Source organism: Gracilibacillus marinus, from assembly GCF_042651725.1.
Lineage (GTDB): Bacteria > Bacillota > Bacilli > Bacillales > Amphibacillaceae > Gracilibacillus > Gracilibacillus marinus.
Genome location: NZ_JBHSDV010000001.1, coordinates 306857 through 324217, shown reverse-complemented (window position 1 = coordinate 324217; position 17361 = coordinate 306857). Strand labels below are relative to the sequence as shown.

The 17361-nt window shown below is 36.2% G+C and carries 16 protein-coding genes; 6 read left to right on the top strand and 10 right to left on the bottom strand.

Annotated elements, in window-relative coordinates:
• Positions 1 to 98: 98 nt before the first annotated feature.
• Positions 99 to 623, bottom strand: coding sequence for a YwhD family protein (locus ACFOZ1_RS01525; RefSeq protein WP_390195117.1), 525 nt, complete (start codon positions 621 to 623; stop codon positions 99 to 101).
• A 122-nt stretch (positions 624 to 745) separates the two neighbouring features.
• Here ACFOZ1_RS01525 and ACFOZ1_RS01520 point away from each other — a divergent pair, with 122 nt between their 5' ends.
• Positions 746 to 928: a 2-hydroxymuconate tautomerase gene (locus ACFOZ1_RS01520; protein ID WP_390195115.1), complete on the top strand. Its 183-nt coding sequence runs from the start codon at positions 746 to 748 to the stop codon at positions 926 to 928.
• 54 nt (positions 929 to 982) lie between these two features.
• Entirely contained in the window at positions 983 to 1183 is a 201-nt protein-coding gene (locus ACFOZ1_RS01515) for a DUF4083 family protein (RefSeq protein WP_390195113.1), read from the top strand.
• 2 nt (positions 1184 to 1185) lie between these two features.
• Here the strand turns inward: ACFOZ1_RS01515 and ACFOZ1_RS01510 are convergent, their stop codons facing one another.
• Positions 1186 to 1683 carry a YwgA family protein gene (locus ACFOZ1_RS01510; protein ID WP_390195111.1) on the bottom strand — a complete coding sequence of 166 codons (498 nt, stop codon included), beginning with the start codon at positions 1681 to 1683 and terminating at the stop codon, positions 1186 to 1188.
• An 18-nt stretch (positions 1684 to 1701) separates the two neighbouring features.
• Complete coding sequence (locus ACFOZ1_RS01505) at positions 1702 to 3003, bottom strand: HD domain-containing protein (protein WP_390195109.1); 1302 nt, start codon at positions 3001 to 3003, stop codon at positions 1702 to 1704.
• A gap of 76 nt (positions 3004 to 3079) precedes the next feature.
• On the opposite strand from ACFOZ1_RS01505, the gene ACFOZ1_RS01500 reads away from it, so the two are divergent.
• Positions 3080 to 3901, top strand: a complete 822-nt coding sequence (locus tag ACFOZ1_RS01500; protein ID WP_390195107.1) for a lipoate--protein ligase family protein — start codon at positions 3080 to 3082, stop codon at positions 3899 to 3901.
• Between the two features lie 100 nt (positions 3902 to 4001).
• Here the strand turns inward: ACFOZ1_RS01500 and ACFOZ1_RS01495 are convergent, their stop codons facing one another.
• The 3 genes from ACFOZ1_RS01495 to pta all read right to left on the bottom strand — a co-directional run bounded on the left by ACFOZ1_RS01495 (position 4002) and on the right by pta (position 11878).
• Positions 4002 to 9263 carry a family 43 glycosylhydrolase gene (locus ACFOZ1_RS01495; protein ID WP_390195105.1) on the bottom strand — a complete coding sequence of 1754 codons (5262 nt, stop codon included), beginning with the start codon at positions 9261 to 9263 and terminating at the stop codon, positions 4002 to 4004.
• Between the two features lie 455 nt (positions 9264 to 9718).
• Positions 9719 to 10828, bottom strand: a complete 1110-nt coding sequence (gene menC / locus ACFOZ1_RS01490) for an o-succinylbenzoate synthase (protein ID WP_390195104.1) — start codon at positions 10826 to 10828, stop codon at positions 9719 to 9721.
• Positions 10829 to 10906: 78 nt separating this feature from the next.
• Complete coding sequence (gene pta, locus ACFOZ1_RS01485; RefSeq protein WP_390195102.1) at positions 10907 to 11878, bottom strand: phosphate acetyltransferase; 972 nt, start codon at positions 11876 to 11878, stop codon at positions 10907 to 10909.
• Positions 11879 to 12109: 231 nt separating this feature from the next.
• On the opposite strand from pta, the gene hemQ reads away from it, so the two are divergent.
• The 3 genes from hemQ to ACFOZ1_RS01470 all read left to right on the top strand — a co-directional run bounded on the left by hemQ (position 12110) and on the right by ACFOZ1_RS01470 (position 14034).
• Positions 12110 to 12856 (top strand): hydrogen peroxide-dependent heme synthase, encoded by a 747-nt coding sequence (gene hemQ / locus ACFOZ1_RS01480; protein WP_390195100.1) that lies wholly within the window; start codon positions 12110 to 12112, stop codon positions 12854 to 12856.
• Positions 12857 to 13022: 166 nt separating this feature from the next.
• Entirely contained in the window at positions 13023 to 13445 is a 423-nt protein-coding gene (gerQ, locus tag ACFOZ1_RS01475) for a spore coat protein GerQ (protein ID WP_390195098.1), read from the top strand.
• 334 nt (positions 13446 to 13779) lie between these two features.
• Positions 13780 to 14034: a hypothetical protein gene (locus tag ACFOZ1_RS01470; RefSeq protein WP_390195096.1), complete on the top strand. Its 255-nt coding sequence runs from the start codon at positions 13780 to 13782 to the stop codon at positions 14032 to 14034.
• A gap of 10 nt (positions 14035 to 14044) precedes the next feature.
• Here ACFOZ1_RS01470 and ACFOZ1_RS01465 read toward each other — a convergent pair whose 3' ends face one another.
• From ACFOZ1_RS01465 to ACFOZ1_RS01450, 4 genes are all read right to left on the bottom strand, one after another.
• Positions 14045 to 14413, bottom strand: a complete 369-nt coding sequence (locus tag ACFOZ1_RS01465; protein ID WP_390195094.1) for a DUF423 domain-containing protein — start codon at positions 14411 to 14413, stop codon at positions 14045 to 14047.
• A gap of 12 nt (positions 14414 to 14425) precedes the next feature.
• A complete protein-coding gene (locus ACFOZ1_RS01460) occupies positions 14426 to 14692 on the bottom strand; it encodes a DUF5327 family protein (RefSeq protein WP_390195092.1) in 267 nt (88 codons plus the stop codon).
• 42 nt (positions 14693 to 14734) lie between these two features.
• A complete protein-coding gene (locus tag ACFOZ1_RS01455; RefSeq protein WP_390195090.1) occupies positions 14735 to 16075 on the bottom strand; it encodes a sodium-dependent transporter in 1341 nt (446 codons plus the stop codon).
• Positions 16076 to 16258: 183 nt separating this feature from the next.
• Positions 16259 to 17284, bottom strand: a complete 1026-nt coding sequence (locus ACFOZ1_RS01450; RefSeq protein WP_390195089.1) for an acyltransferase family protein — start codon at positions 17282 to 17284, stop codon at positions 16259 to 16261.
• Positions 17285 to 17361 lie beyond the last annotated feature (77 nt).

Here is a 17361-nt window from a genome sequence, read left to right as displayed (position 1 = left end):
GTAACAATAAGAGTGTTACCATGTGTGTTCATTTTAATCAATAATCGTATCCTCCGACAAGTATTTTAGAAAATTGTCAGAAAGTGTTCACAAAATGTTCATGAATTAGGAAAAATTTGTTTTAATTCTTCTGGTGAGTTGTTCCACATTTCTGGTTTGTATTCCTTAAGAAAATCTCCAAGCAATTGTTTCGATTTCTCATCCATATGGTCCACAATGTAATGTCCTTTCATTGACTTATCCATATGATTCACGTGTTCAGGCATGGATTTATATGCACGCTTTATCGAACGGTCGACACGAATCTCACTTCCTGCAACACCATAATAATATGGCCCATTCTCTCCACGTTCTACTGTTACCCATACAATCCAATATAATAAGCCATTCGGTACTTCATCTTTGTTTGGAATAAATTTAACTCGACGTTCCACTTCACTTCTTGCATGCATCGCACCCATATCTACAAATGCACGCTCTTCATTCGGATCCACGATGACTGGAGAAATATTTTCTAAACTAATAGAACCTACACCATATCCACCATGCCCATCTGTGGAATCATCTTTCATTATTGTAAATTGTGTTGATTTTTTCTTTTTTTCGTTATTTTGTTCACTCATCAAGATTCCTCCTGCTTAATTTATTCTGTATCGTTATTGTAGCATTTTGTTTTCCTATTTTCACATTTACGATACAATAGTGATATATTATGCATTTACATATAAGAAAAGGAGCGATTCAAATGCCATATGTAACAATCCAAATGTTAGAAGGACGAACAGATGAACAACGCAAAGCATTAATCGAAAAAGTAACAGATGCCGTTGTAGAAACAACTGGAGCTACACGAGAAAAAGTCGTCGTGTTTATAGAAGATATTGATAAAAACAATTATGGAGTTGGCGGAAAAAGATTAGTTGACTAATTGTATTTTTTTACAATTATGTGGTATCATTCCCTTATGAGAGGGTGTGTTACAATGAGTTTAATTATTTTTGCAGGAATTGGCGGGTTCCGTATTGGTGACATGCTTTTCGCACTTGTTTCATTCAGTATGTTACTCGGAATCATTATCGGAATCGTTCTACTGTTCACAAAAGTGATTCCAAACACCAAGGCAAAGCGCACACAATTGAACCGGATCGAAGAAAAAATGGATGAAATATTAAAAAACCAGTGAAATCACTGGTTTTTTAATGTTTGAATATAATGCCATCCTGCCTCTAAATCCTCGAGTGTATAATTGGATTTTTTCTTTACTTCTTGGACTTTCTGCTCTACTTCTTCTTTGCTCAAATCATCGAAATATAACATTGTCGCAACTAATTCAAGGAATCTGGAACTTTGATTTGTCATATCATTCACAAGCATGTCCACATCTGGAATCGATGCATTCGAATGTGTTAAAAAGTCTTCCCCTTGTTCTGTCACTTCATATCTATATTGATAATAGTTACTCTTTTGTTCATGTACTTCTGAAACAAAACCCAAATTTGTTAATTCTTCCATTCTTAGTGTCAATTCTTCAGAATATGGCCCATAAAAATGGAATGTATACTTTTCCTCAAAAGGATAGCCTAATTTCTTTAAAATATAGATGATTTTTTGTAATTTCTTACGTCCAACAATTCCATCTGAAGAAGCAATCACTTTCACTAGTTTTGCATGATTATCTAACAATGAAAACACCCCTATTTTCTATTCTGTTTGATATAATAGTTCAAATATTTTCTTTTTTTCTGGTTGGCTGTCACTTAATTGAATAATAGCATCACGGGGATAATATAATTTATGATCCGTTCTTTTTTTACCTGAAATTGCTTCAACTATTTCAGATTGACGTGATAATTCTTTTAATTCTCGATTTGGCATAAGTAAATGAATTGGAAGACGCTCCTCCTCTTCACCTGGACGGTAAAAGTCATAAGGTAAGTCTGAAGAAGAATCGACAACTAAATAATAATCTGGATCCAATCCGATTTGATTAAATAATCGATATAATTCCATCCATTCTTTCATCTGTAAGTTCGGGTTAAATTCTACATATTTGAACAATTTTCGATTAATAAATCGATAGGATAAATCGCGCAAAATCGCATCATCTTCTTGTGCCCACATTTGAAAATAATAGTATACCACAGCTTCATCTAACAAAATATAATCTTCTAATGATACCTTTTCTTCAAAAAAGGAAACAAAATGTGTTGGTTCCATTTTAAATATATAGCCTTGTTCGTATAATTGCTTCACACGATGAAGGATTTTCGTGAGAATAACTTCTGCACTTCTTGTCACAGGATGGAAGTAAACTTGCCAATACATTTGATAACGACTCATAATATAATCTTCTACTGCATGCATTCCTGATTCTTTTACAACAACTTGGTCTTCATATGGTCGCATGACACGTAAGATTCTCTCCATGTCGAAGTGGCCATAACTCACACCAGTAAAATAGGCATCTCGTTGTAAATAATCCATTCTATCTGCATCGATTTGACTTGATATTAAACTAACAACCAATTTGTCTTTATACGTCTTATTAATCACATCTGCTACTTTTTGTGGGAAATCATTCGCAACTTTACTTAATACAACATTTACTTCTGTTTCCCCTAAAATAATTTGCTTTGTGAATTCTTCATGATCTAGTTTAAACACTTTCTCAAAGGAATGGGAAAAAGGACCATGACCTAAATCATGTAATAATGCAGCGCATAGACAGAGAAGTCGCTCTTCTTTATTCCAATTCGGTCGATCTTCAAAATTTACTAAAATACGACGAACAATCTCATAGACACCTAATGAATGATTAAAACGACTATGTTCTGCACCATGAAAGGTTAAGTTACTTGTCCCCAATTGTTTAATACGTCTTAATCGTTGGAACTCTTTTGTTCCAATTAAATCCCAAATAACACGGTCACGTACATGTACATAACGATGGACAGGATCTTTAAATACTTTCTCCTCATGTAACTTTTCATCTTTATACGCCATATCATTTACCTTCCTCTTTTTTCTTAGTATTAGTATAATATAATTCGAGTCGAATGAAAACGGACGGAGGAACAAAATGAAAGATTGGCACACATATTTCACAAACAAGAAAATACGTTTCCTTGATCATAGTGACCCGAATTATCTTCAAACAGCGATGGCTTCTTTCGCTGTAGATGATACATTATGTGAAACGATTGGCAAAAATACCGATACTTGTGCATGTCGTTTTTGGGTACATGACAAAACAATCGTATTAGGTATTTTGGATACACGATTACCCAAATTCCAAGCAGGCATTTCTTTTTTAAAACAACGCGGCTATGATGTGATCGTTAGAAATTCTGGTGGGCTTGCTGTCGTCCTTGATGCTGGTGTACTTAACTTCTCATTTATCTTGCCAGATACAGAAGAAATGGGGATTCATTCTGGATATGAATTAATGACTAGCTTTATTCAGTCCATGTACGAAGATGTTACATCAGCTATCGAGGCATTCGAAGTGACAGGTTCTTATTGTCCTGGAGATTATGATTTAAGTATAGATGGCAGAAAATTCGCAGGTATCTCTCAACGACGTGTAAAAAATGGAATTGCAGTGCAAATTTATTTGTGTATAGAAGGAAATGGAGAAGAACGCGCAGCACTTATTCGAGACTTTTATCAAAAAGGCGATGCATTACATGATGATCGATTCGATTATCCTATCGTCAACCCAGAAACGATGCGTTCATTGGCAGATTTAACAGGCCAGCCGCTTACTGTTCATGATGCAAAAGAAAGAATCAAGCAATTGCTTCTATTAAATAAAACAGAAGACATTGATAACAATGAATTACCTATTTTTGAAAAACGTATGGAACAAATGGTACAGAGAAATGAGAAAGCATTCAGTTAAACTGAATGCTTTCTTTAATTTAGAACTTAAACTATGAACAAGTTTGTACAAAGATCAATGAGCTGAATTGGCATTGCCCAGAAACTAGACGCTACCTCTATTAGTTTTTACGTCTTGCAAATAACGCGTATCCACCAATTAATAAGAATAACGCCCCTACCATCGCATAATTAAACATATTTGTTGCTGTTGATGGTAGTTGATTGTTTTCTGAATTGGAGTTGTTATTTCCATCATTATCTTGGCCGTTTTGTCCATTTTGGCCGTCTTGACCGTTCTGGCCGTCTTGACCATCTTCTCCATCTTGACCGTCCTCGCCGTCTTGACCATCTTCTCCATCTTGTCCATCACCATCACCTGGATTTGTTTCATTCTGTAATGCAAACACGCCATATGCAGAGAAATGACTTACATCTAGTGTGATTACAGCATCAGATTCGTTTATTTCTCCACCTTTGTTCACCCAAGTATCATTTGCTTCATCATAATAATATATTGCTATATTACTATGGTCTTCGGCTTCTACACCTAATGATAAGGTGAATAATTCTGTAGGAACTGTCGCTCCACCAGGATATTCAAAGATAAACTCTAATACATCTCCAGCTACAGTTAACTTGTCATGATTTGTTTCTGTTACATCTTTTTCAAATACACTTACTTTTGTTCCTTCAGGTAAATCTGTTGGCATTGTAATTTTTGAATTTGTGCCCTTAATAACATATGTCTTTCCTGCCTTCACTATTTTACCTTCTTGTTGATTTACTTCTAATTCTAAATCTTCTTCTACAGGGACTTCTACTTCCTCTGCTTCTGTAAATTGCCAGTAATCAAATGTGAACAATTCTTCTTCACTATCACCTTGGAACATAAAGAAGACATTGTGCACACCAGTCACATTTGTTATATCCGCTTTCACTAATTCGGCATTTGTATTTGAACCATCTACTTCGACCGTTCCAATCACTTCACCAACAGGGCTATCTAATCTAATTTCAATTGTACCACCTGCAAGTGAGGAGACATTTGCTTCAAAGGAATCCGCACCATTCTTGCCGAAGTCTACATTTGAAACAGCTATCCAATCCCCATTATGAATATCTGTTACTTGTAAATTAACATTCTCATGGAAAGATCCTGGATTACTTGATTCTTCTGTCTTAATACCTGCATTCCAAGCAATTGTTTCTGCTTCTGTTCGTTGATATGGATTTAAATGTTTCACTGCTGAGACACCTTCCATATCTGCAGTAATGTCTTTTATATTACCATTCTCATAGTACTCCACTTTGTTAATATGTGGTGAACGATAACCTTTTGCAGCACCTAATGCTTTACCTAAAGTTTGTGCATGGTATGCAATATACCACTGATTATTCAATTCAAAGAAATCTTGATGGTTATTCCCACCAACACCAAAGAATTCTGAACCATTCTTCAAAACTGCGTCTACATACGTAAATGGCCCCATTGGATTATCGCTGACCATGTATGCAATCTCTGCGTATTTAGGATCATCACCTTGACGAACGCCAGAGAAATTCGTGCTGTAAGAATAATAATATTTTCCATTATGTTTGTGAATACCACTTGATTCAAAGTGATATGGTGAATCAATTACTTGTGCTTCACCTTCTGTATGAATCATATCATCACTCAATTTAATGACTCGAGCTGTCTTTGGATGTTTTGCCTGTTCTTGAGTAGGATTACTACCACCAGGCACTCCACCACCATAATATAAATAACCTTCCCCATCATCATCAATTAATACAGCAGGGTCGAAAACCCAGACTACCCCTTGTGTACCAGGTGTACTTCCAGTAATTAATGGTTTCCCAATCGGGTCTTCCCATGGACCTAGTGGAGAATCTGCTTGTAATACACCAATTCCTGAACCATTGTTAGAGAAATACATGAAGAACTTATCTTTTCCATCTATTTCTTTATACCCAACGGCTACTGCCCATGAGTTCGTCGCCCATGTCGCTTCCCCGTTTGGTCCAGCAACTGGTATTGCTCCATGATCTGTCCAATTGACCATATCATCGGAAGAAATTACTGTAATTGTATTAATGCTTCCATAATTGTTATCAATAATATTACCATTATCGTCATATTCCACTACGTCATTTGTAAGGAATAGATAGACCCTGTCATCATACACGAGTGCATTCGGATCTGCTCCATATTTATGGCTAACTAATGGATTATTGTAACCAGGTATTTTAGCGATTGCATCTGTCTGTAATTGTTTCAATCCAATTGTACCAATTACATCATGTACATTATATGCCACATCTTTCGTTCCCTTCACTTCGATGTAATTAAATCGTAGTTTCTCTGTCTTGTCCGCTGTAGCAAAGGCTTTCACCTTTAATTTTAATGTCGCAAATGCATTAGATACTGCATTCGTAATATCTACATTCTCTCCAGTTATGTTTAATAATAATTGATTATTTTTAAACATAAAGGACGTATTACCACTGATATTATCTGTTGCAAAATCTACTCCAACCACATCAAATGCTTGTGGAATATCAATAGATACCTGAACAGATTCATATTCACCTTCTGGAAGTGCATCTAATAATACAGGTACTTCTAATTCTGTATTCGGTGCACCGATTACCTCATCTACATTCCCTAAATTCGCTGTTAATAATTGCGGTGTAGCATCTGTATTCGTAATGGTATCTTTCACTCTGAAATAATCAAAATCTACATACCCATCTTTAGCTTTTGTTCCATAGTTAAATAACGCAAAACGATACCCCATAAAGTGTGGCAGTGTATATTCCATTTGTAATGCATCACCAATTTGCTCCCATGTGACACCATCTAGACTATAGTAGAAATACGCTTTATCTGTTCTATTCTTAAAGTCAAAATCAACTTTTAGATAGACTCTCTCTTGATTTAAATCCATTTGCGCTATTTCCTCTTCAGATTCTGAATTTCCTTTTACCATCACAATCGATTTAGAATCCGCTTCCATTTTCACTCCGACAAAACCATAATTCTCTTGGAATGCAGCTAAACCTGTCACATCGCCATTTTTCATATTACTTACTTCTATTGCTACTTCTCCAGAACTCTCTGGTCCAAATGAACGTTGTGTCAAAGTATTTCTCGCATCTAAAATACTATTACTTATCTTTCCATTTGTTAATCTTAAAAATCCTGTTCGATCTGTTAATGACCAATTGTTGTTATCAGGGTTATGGTTCCATTGCCATGTGAGACCAAGCTTCGATCCATTGTCATCATACTCGCCATCTTTGTCCTCTTCTGGTAATTCTTCTGGAAGCTTCTCAAGAACAAAAGACACATCATCAATATAGAAATCCATTAAATCATTTGTTGGATTCGCTGGATTGGCATAAGATGTCTCTATGAAAATAAAGGATGTAGAAAGGTCTGCATCTAAAGGAATGGTATATGTTCCTTCAATTGTACCCCATTCTCCTTTTTTCATTTGACCTGACTTCATTACTTGAATCGACTGCCATGTCGGTCCATTTTGGATATTAAAATTAAAATTCTTTACATCTGGACCATCACTGTATTTAATTTTTGCTTGGAATCGATATGTCGCTCCAGCAACTAATTTATTAGTTAAATCTTGCTGTGGTCCATCTACTGTTGCAACACGGTCATGTATTAAAAGACTATGTGTACCAGTATGTGCTTCAGCATCTGTCACTTGTATTTTCGCATCACGATATTCAACCCACGGCTCTTGTCCGTCTTCAAAACTACCATTCACAATTAAATTCGGGTCTGGAGTCACATCTTGGAAGGAAATATCATCAATATAAAAATCCATTAAATCTGTCTCTGCACTCGGCGAAGCTACCCATGGTGTTTCCACAAAAATAAATGTTTCTGATAAATCCGCACCCTCAGGGAAAGTATAGGATCCTTTAACTTCTCCCCATTCCCCTTTCTTAATTGTTCCAGATCCAATCACTTCAATACCTTGCCAACTTGGCCCATGTTGAATATTAAAGTTAAAAATTTTCTCTGCTGGACCTTCTGTATATTTCACCATTGTTGTAAATTCATATGTGTTTCCTTCTTTTACTTTTCCTGTAATGACTTGTTTCGGGCCATCACCTGTAGCAACTCTATCTTGTACAAACAGACTATGACTACCTGTGTGGAATTCGTCTGTCCTTACTTCTACACTTGCTGCACCATTTGCTGACCATGGTTCTTGACCATCTTCAAAATCTCCGTTTAGCAAAAGTTCTGCTCCACTACTTTGTACAGCTAATGGTTCCACATCTGAAATCATATTTAATGCTTTTGCTTCTTTTACTGTAGTTACAGCTGTTTTCGCTTCTTTCGTACTTTGTTGATAGAATTCATCTGATTGCACGATATTATGAACAGAATGATTTCCATCTACTCCTATAGATAATTGCTGAGGTACTTTACCATCGATTCCAAATACAGGCCAATCATTCTCCCATGTAACTGGAACTAAATAAGGAATTCGACCAACAGCTCCGCGATCACCAAACAAGAATCCATACCATTCTCCACTCGGTGTATCTACCATGCCACCTTGTGCAATCCCTTCGTCTTGTAAAACAATTTTCCCTTCATACTCTCCATTTATCGTATCAGATTTGTATACCACTTGCGTTCTCCCGCCACTATTCGGCCAAGAAATTAAAGAGATATAATATTTTCCATTTATTTTTTGAATATGTGCACCTTCTGCATTAATAATATGTTCATTTCCAGTAACAGACCCTGCATTAGGTATAATAATTTCATTCAATCCGCCTTCTTTAACCGCTGTTGCGTCAGAAGTTAACTCAATAATGCGAATATCTTTCCCACCATAAACTAAATACACTTTTCCATCATCATCAAATAACAATGACATATCATGATATAAGTTATCTAATGTATGCTTCTCCCATTCTCCATTTTCTATGTCTGTTGTCGTCATGATATACGTCTTTCCAGTTGTATTAGAAGCAAATGCTAAATAAAAGACGCCGTCATGATAACGAAGACTACTAGCCCATGACCCCTTACCATACTCATTCTCTCCATTTTTTAGAGAATGCGCATCTTCTGTTTCTAAAATATCATATGCATAATTCACTATCTCCCAATTTACTAAATCCTTTGATTTCATAATTGGTACACCTGGATTCATGTGCATTGTTGTACTAGACATATAATACGTATCATCCACACGTATTACACTAGGATCTGGAACATCTGCCCATATTACAGGATTCTCTGCATTATTTGTTGTATTAGCAAAAGAAATATTGCTTGGCATATACGCGATTATCATTGTAAGCGTTAACAAAATTACTAACCATTTGTTCCTCATGTAAACTTTCTCCTCCTCCATTTACTAGAATACACATTACTCTCCTTACATTTGTTAATAATCATGCTTTCCCTCCCTTATTTTTTCTCTCTAAAGCTGTAAGTTGTCTAAGCTATCCACTATTATTTCATGTAATATCTTTTTATTTAATAGAATTTCTTTCAGAATAATTACATTATTTTATGAACTTAGTATATCTGAGCAACAAACTTTGGAAATTTGAATAAATATTGGAGGGGAATGTAGTTGGAGGATGATGGGGACACTTAGTGATTCTGTGAGTCACGCAGGGATTTCTCGAACCACGCAGGAATTCCCCGAGCCATGCAGGAATTCCACTAACCACGCAGGGATTCTCCATGCCACGCAGGAATTCTCCGTGCCACGCAGGAATTCCCCGAGCCACGCTGGGATTCCCCGAGCCACGCAGGAATCGACAATCACCCCAACAAGAATCACACCTTCACAATTTCTCGATCTATTTGATAATAAGCTATCGCAGCTTTGTCCACCTCATATCCAATGCCTGGTCTTTGAGGCAATGTAATCATTCCATTTTCCGCTATTATTTCCTCTGATAGAATATCTTTTTCCCAATATCTATCCGCACCTGCTTGATCTGCAGGATAGGTAAACCCAGGTAATGTTGCTAACGCTAAGCTTTGTGCTCTTCCAATTCCTGCTTCTAACATACCGCCTGTCCATAACCCAATTTGATGCTTTTGACAGAGATCATGAATGGTTAATGCATTTCTAAATCCTCCGACTCTTCCTAATTTCACACTAATAATACGACAACTTTCTAACGCAATCGCTGTTCGAACATCTTGTATCGTATGAATACTCTCATCTAAGCAAACAGGTGTATGTAATTGCTCCTGTAAATACTTATGATCAACAAAGTCTTCAGGGTGAAATGGTTGCTCAATCATTAATAAATTGTAGTGATCGAATTTCTTCACGTGTTCTATATCATGGATTGTGTAAGCTCCGTTCGCATCCATCATTAATGGCATCATCGGAAATTTTGTTCGTATTTTTTTTATCAAACGAAGATCATTTTTCTTGCTAACTTTTAATTTTATTCGTTTATACCCGTCTTTTTCCGCTTGTCCGATTGCATCTAATGTCTCATCATCTGTTTGTTTCATTCCAATAGCAACACCTACATTTACCTTTGGATTTTTCCCGCCGAGCACTTGATATAATGGCATTTCTAATCTTTTTGCAAATATATCCCATAGTGCTCCTTCCACCATCGCTTTAGCCATATGATTCCGTTTAATAACGTTAGCCCGTTCAATAAATTCGCTTGGGTGTAAAAAAGGTTCCTTTAATAGCTGTTTTAAATATGTCTTTGCTATATAATGGACGGTTTCTGTAGTTTCCTCTGTATACCAAGGAGAATCAAATGCAACAGATTCGCCATATCCAGTCACACCATCTTGGTCTACTAGTTCACAAATATACAAATCCTTTTCTTTCACTTGCTCTCTCCAATTTAAAAAAGGGGTACGTAATGGCATTCGTAATCTATATAGAGTCATTTGTTTGATTTTGATCATCGCAATCCACCTCTCATATAGCATTTTACTACATATTAGAAAACAGCGCGTCATTAAAAAAACACAGCGAGAAAATTCTCACTGTGCTTGTGCTGCTGTAATTAGGGCTAGTTTGTATGCATCATCCGCGCTACATCCACGCGATAAATCATTTACTGGTTTATTTAATCCTTGTAAAATTGGTCCAACTGCATCAAATCCACCTAGACGTTGTGCAATTTTGTAACCAATGTTACCAGCTTCAAGGCTCGGGAAAACAAATACATTCGCATCCCCTTTAATTACAGAACCTGGTGCTTTTTTCTCTGCAACAGATGGAACAAATGCTGCATCAAATTGGAACTCACCATCTAATACTAATTCTGGTGCTAATTCTTTTGCAATACTTACTGCCTCTGCTACTTTTTCCGTTTCAGGTGATTTTGCTGATCCTTTTGTAGAAAAACTTAACATTGCCACACGCGGATCAATATTAAATAATTGTGCTGTTTCTGCACTCGTCACTGCAATTTCTGCTAAGTCTTGGCTATCTGGTGAGATGTTGATTGCACAATCTGCAAAAACATACTTTTCTTCTTCACGTGCCATAATAAATACACCAGATGTTTTCTTTACACCAGGTTTTGTTTTTATAATTTGTAATGCAGGGCGCACAGTATCTGCAGTAGAGTGTGCTGCACCACTTACAAGTCCGTCCGCTTCATTCATGTATACTAACATTGTTCCAAAATAGTTCTCATCTAATAGAATCTTGCGTGCATCTTCTTCTGTTGCTTTCCCTTTACGACGCTCTACGAATGCCTGTACCATCGCATCGAAGTCTGCATATGTTGCTGGATTAATGATGGTAACATCGGATACATTCACACCTAATTGTTGTGCTTTCTGTTCTATTTTTTCTTCTTCCCCAACTAATACAGGTTGTACAACTCCATCTTCACTTAACTTGCTAGCTGCAGTTAAAATTCTTTCATCTAAACCCTCTGGGAATACGATTTTTCTTACGTTTCCTGCTAATCTATTCTTCACATCTGTAAATAAATCACTCATTGGTTAACCCTCCAAATTATTCATCTGTATTATATGATACGATACTTTGTGTAATAATAAAAGTAAAAGACAAAATGTATGCGTTTTTAAATGCAAATTTCTTTTTCTGTTCAAAAAATGGACATAAAGCTACATCGCATGCTTGTATATCTAATGATTATTTTTCCCCAAATATGTTATATTAAAACGAGAAGCAATAGATACTTTTTATAGAGAAAAGGAGCGAAAGTCATGCCAGAAGCAGTAGAAACAATGGACGGTTGGTATTGTTTACATGATTTACGTACAATTGATTGGACAAAATGGAAACAAGCCACTGAAAAAGATAGAGAACAAGCAGTCACAGAATTACAAGAAATGCTCACATCATGGGAAGTCGTTGCGGAAGCACGAGAAGGTAGTCATGCATTTTATTCTATTATGGGACAAAAAGCAGATATATTATTAATGATATTGCGACCAACGATGCAAGAACTTGGTGAAATCGAATTAAAATTTAACAAATCTAAATTTGCAGAATTTACAAAACCAAGCTATTCCTATGTTTCTGTCGTAGAATTATCTAAATATATGACTAAAGAAGGCGAAAACCCTGAAGAAAATCCAGGAGTTCGTGCTAGATTGAAGCCAAAATTACCAGATTGGGAACATATTTGTTTCTACCCAATGGATAAGCGACGTGAAGGTAATGACAACTGGTATATGTTACCGTTTGATGAGCGTCGTCAACTTATGTATGAACATAGTTTCACCGGACGCAAATACGCAGGCCAAGTAAAACAAATTATAACTGGTTCTATGGGATTTGATGATTGGGAATGGAGTGTCACACTTTTCGCAAAAGATGTATTGCAATTAAAGAAAATTGTGTATGAAATGCGCTTCGATGTCGTGAGTGCACGATACGGTGAATTCGGTCCATTCTATGTCGGCACAGTTTTACCAATAGACAAAATCCCAACATACATGGAAGTTTAATGAATGACACACGCAAAAAAATGCGTGTGTTTTTTTGTTTAAGTAAGCATCTTATCAAGAAAAACCTCCACTACTTTTCATGCATAAATCCCCCATTTCGTTCATATAGATGGCTAGTAGAGTATAGCTCGATATTTTTTTGGAGGAAAGAAGGGAGTTTTTCTATATGAACCAAGATCAATTAAGACAGCAAGCTGGTATGACATATACACCACAAAGCTATTACGGTATGCAAGGCTATCCACAAGCCACTTATTATCCAACACAACAACAGATGCCTCAACAAAAGGTTTCAGATACACCCGGCATGCTACCTGTTGAAGAATCGTATGTGGAGAATATTCTACGATTAAACAAAGGCAAGCTTGCAACAGTATATATGACATTCGAAAACAACGAGAGATGGAACGCAAAAATATTTAAAGGCATTATTGAAGCAGCAGGACGAGACCATATTGTTCTAAGTGATCCAGAGACCAACAAGCGTTACATTCTGTTAATGGTGTACTTAGATTACATTACATTCGATGAAGAAATCGAATATGACTATCCATATAATCAACAATTAGCAAATTACGCCCCGAGGTAATAATGAAAAGCGGAAACGCCCGGTTAGAAACGTAGTGACTGGAACGCATCAAACAAAAATTAAGGAATCACGATGAGGAACGAATCGATGATGACTTATTGATGGTTGATTCGTGAAGTCACCTAGTTTCTGGGCGTTGGAGCTAGCCAGATGAAAAGCGGAAACGCCCGGTTAGAAACGTAGTGACTGGAACGCATCAAACAAAAATTAAGGAATCACGATGTTATTTCATTTAATCATTATCTAAACTAAAACAAAACCACGATCGCCATATAATCGTGGTTTTGTCAAATTTATTTTCGCTTCCACCTACTAATAAACGGAGGTATCTAGTATGAACAATAATCGCGCCACATCGAGTGATATTTCATTCGCATTGTCTGTCATTATGCTCACAAGCCTATTTGTTTTATGGAAGCTTCATATGATTTTTTTCTTATTTTTATCATTGAGCTTATTTAGCATGATTTTGCTCATTGAAGCAAGACAAGCATACATCAAAAAACAAACCTACTATTTCTCACAACAATTGCTCCGCGGATTAGCGGTAATTGGTGCCATTGTTATGTTAGTCTATTTCAGAATCTAACAAATCATGATTACACATATTTCACGATTGCGTAACCGAGTAAAATCCAACCTATTAAGAAAGCAACTCCACCAATTGGTGTAATCATTGCAAATGTCTTTATTGCTGTTGTGGAATAAATATATAAACTACCAGAGAACAACAAAATCCCCGCAAAGAAGAACCATCCAGCTGTTGCTACACTTGTTACTTGCATTTTTTGCATCAGTATTGCAGTTACGAAAAGAGCAACAGTATGGAACATTTGATATTGTACTGCCTTCTCCCATGTTGCTATCATTTTCTCTGATAACTTTCCTTCAAGACCATGCGCACCAAATGCTCCTAATGCCACGGCTAGGAAACCATTGATTACACCTAATAATAAAAAGACTTTCATCTAAACCTCTCCTTAGAAATCGAGTAATGAACCACCATTGCCTTCATCATCTTCCTCTTTTTGAAAATTCTTTATAGAAGTGTTGTTACCAATCATTGCTTTCCATTCTGACGCTGTTACTTGTTGATCGATTGCTTTCGGGCTTTTTTCTTCTGAATCAAGTAATAAATCTGCCAATACTTGAATTGCCTTTGCATGTTCTCGTACATGACCAGATTGTATCGCTTGTTCACATTCTTTCATTATTCTACTTAGTATTTGTTGATTAGAAATCGCCAACTCTATCGCCTCCTCGTCCATTTCCAATATGATGTATGTTGTCTATTTTACAATACCTAATGCATTAAGGAAAATGATGATGATTAAGATTGGTGCGATATATTTAACTAATACATACCATACTTTACCGATAAAGTGACCATGTAAATCAGCTGCTACTAATGCTTCTTTCTTTGTGAAGTACCATCCAACAAATAAAGCCATTGTCAAGCCACCTATTGGCAAGAAGACATTAGATGAAAGAAAGTCCATCGAATCGAGAATATTGCGATTGCCAATTGGTGTAATACGACTCCATCTTCCCATACCTAAAGATACCGTCACACCTGAAATAAAAATAATGATACTTGTAATAACAGATGCTAATTTGCGGGAAATCTTCGCTCTACGCATTAAATACGCTACAGGTACTTCTAAAAGAGAAATGGAAGAAGATACCGCCGCAAAGCTTAATGCTAAGAAAAAAAGAATTGCAACGAAATGGCCATATCCCATTTGGTGGAATATTTCTGGTAATGTAATAAACACTAATTTAGGTCCAGAACTTGGGTCAATACCAAAGGCAAATACTGCTGGAAAAATAACAATACCTGATATGACAGCAAAAAGAGTGTCCATAATACTAATTCCTACTGTTGCACCAGGTAACTTTTGCTTTGATGATAAATAGCTCCCATATGTCATCATTGTCCCAACACCAAGACTAAGCGAGAAGAATGCTTGACCCATTGCTGCGATATAGATGGATGGATCTGTTAATACAGACCAATCAGGACTGAAGAGAAATTTTAACCCTTCTTCTGCGCCAGGTAACGTCACACTATAAATCGCTAGTCCAATCATTAATAAAGCAAGAATTGGCATTAAAATTTTATTAGCTAACTCAATCCCGTTCTTTACTCCACCTAGTACAATCAGCATTGTAATAAATAAAAATAATGCATGCCAGAATATCGGAGCATAGTCTTCCTTAATAAATGTATCAAACGCCTGTCCGTACCCATTTTCAGGTAAATCGGCCATTGTTCCTGTCAGATACCCCCATAAATAGTAAAGCGCCCATCCTGCTACAACACTATAAAAACTTAAAATCAAAAAAGCACTTGCGATTCCCAAAAATCCACCTAAATACCATGGCTGTTTTGGCGCTAACTTTTGATATGATCCTACAACATCTTGTTGTGCCTTTCGACCAATACTAACTTCAACTAATAATAATGGCACACCTATCACAAACACACTCAATAAATAAATAATTAAAAATGCGCCACCACCGCTTTCTCCAGCTACATAGGAGAAACGCCATATATTTCCTAAGCCTACCGCTGATCCCATAGCAGCTAACATAAAGCCGAGACGCGAGGCCCAATTTTCTCTTTGCATTTCTTTTACACCTCATTTTATAGTTTCAAACGCTAGTAATTATACATGAAAATTACACATTCGTCATGCTATACTTTACACGAAATGATGAAAAGGATGCAACAAGCATTTTTATCCTGTTCAAACGTTTGGAAGTCTCAACCAAAAATATGGATTAACCAACAAAATAGAAAAGCCATCATACTAAGATGATGACTTCTCTTTAAATGTATATTTTTTATGACGTTGTCTGTTCCATTTTTGAATCTCTGTTATTTTACCTTCTACAATTGGTTGGGTAAATGTAGAGACAAAATCGGATGACAATAACCAGACGATTGATGCAGCAATCACTGCTAACCCTATTGTATCTAAATTGTGATCTAATTGGAGTAGATTAGCTTGGCGAATATACTGAATAATCACACCATGTAATAAATATACATACATTGTTTTTTGACCAAGACGTGTAAAATGATAGTTTTTTCTCGGAATTAACATGAAAACAGCCCAGACCATTAATAGTGCAACACTATATAAAAGCAGGCGTACAATTCCTCCTTCAACTGGCATGCCTAAATCTTGAAAAGAATGCGAGCCAAATAACCAATGTGCATGTATTTTCGGTCCTATATAACTAATGACAAACACAGTCAGTAACAATAATGCTGGAATCCAACGTTTTGTTTTCTCCATCGCTAAAAACAGTCGTTCTTTCGTTAACCAAAACCCAATTAGGAAGAACGGAAAGAAGACAAATGTACGTGATAAACTGAATGCCTCACCGATAAATGGTACGTATCCAACACCGATTCCAACTAATATTGCAACAACAAGACTTGGTAATGGTTTCATTTGTTTAAATACAATTAATAATAAATGCCAACTGAATAAACTAAGTAAAAACCATAATCCCCAATGCGGGTCATATAACGTGGTATCCCAGTTATTCTTACCAATTCCGTAATAATAAAGTGTATAGAATATATGAAACAACAAATAAGGAAACAATATTCGTTTTGCTAATTTTATTAAATACCCCTTCTCACTAGAGCCTTTTGCAAAGAAACCACTAATCAGAACAAACGCAGGCATGTGCATTAAATAAATGGTTTGATACAATGCATCAATAACCTCAATCTCTTGTTTTAATGGTTGAATCAAATGACCAAAGACTACTAGAAAAATAAACAGGAGTTTTGCATTATCAAAGTATGCTTCTCGCTGCATATAACTCAATCTCCCTTTCCCATCACTTTTCTAAAATGATACCCCAATCCCCCCAACAACCAAACCCAAATAACCCA

Bases quoted from the DNA above. Each gene is read 5' to 3' on its own strand.
- ACFOZ1_RS01525 (WP_390195117.1), bottom strand. From the start codon at position 623: ATGAGTGAACAAAATAACGAAAAAAAGAAAAAATCAACACAATTTACA.
- ACFOZ1_RS01470 (WP_390195096.1), top strand. From the start codon at position 13,780: ATGAACAATAATCGCGCCACATCGAGTGATATTTCATTCGCATTGTCT.
- hemQ (WP_390195100.1), top strand. From the start codon at position 12,110: ATGCCAGAAGCAGTAGAAACAATGGACGGTTGGTATTGTTTACATGAT.
- ACFOZ1_RS01465 (WP_390195094.1), bottom strand. From the start codon at position 14,413: ATGAAAGTCTTTTTATTATTAGGTGTAATCAATGGTTTCCTAGCCGTG.
- ACFOZ1_RS01500 (WP_390195107.1), top strand. From the start codon at position 3,080: ATGAAAGATTGGCACACATATTTCACAAACAAGAAAATACGTTTCCTT.
- gerQ (WP_390195098.1), top strand. From the start codon at position 13,023: ATGAACCAAGATCAATTAAGACAGCAAGCTGGTATGACATATACACCA.
- ACFOZ1_RS01495 (WP_390195105.1), bottom strand. From the start codon at position 9,263: ATGAGGAACAAATGGTTAGTAATTTTGTTAACGCTTACAATGATAATC.
- ACFOZ1_RS01520 (WP_390195115.1), top strand. From the start codon at position 746: ATGCCATATGTAACAATCCAAATGTTAGAAGGACGAACAGATGAACAA.
- pta (WP_390195102.1), bottom strand. From the start codon at position 11,878: ATGAGTGATTTATTTACAGATGTGAAGAATAGATTAGCAGGAAACGTA.
- ACFOZ1_RS01505 (WP_390195109.1), bottom strand. From the start codon at position 3,003: ATGGCGTATAAAGATGAAAAGTTACATGAGGAGAAAGTATTTAAAGAT.
- menC (WP_390195104.1), bottom strand. From the start codon at position 10,828: ATGATCAAAATCAAACAAATGACTCTATATAGATTACGAATGCCATTA.
- ACFOZ1_RS01455 (WP_390195090.1), bottom strand. From the start codon at position 16,075: ATGCAAAGAGAAAATTGGGCCTCGCGTCTCGGCTTTATGTTAGCTGCT.
- ACFOZ1_RS01450 (WP_390195089.1), bottom strand. From the start codon at position 17,284: ATGCAGCGAGAAGCATACTTTGATAATGCAAAACTCCTGTTTATTTTT.
- ACFOZ1_RS01515 (WP_390195113.1), top strand. From the start codon at position 983: ATGAGTTTAATTATTTTTGCAGGAATTGGCGGGTTCCGTATTGGTGAC.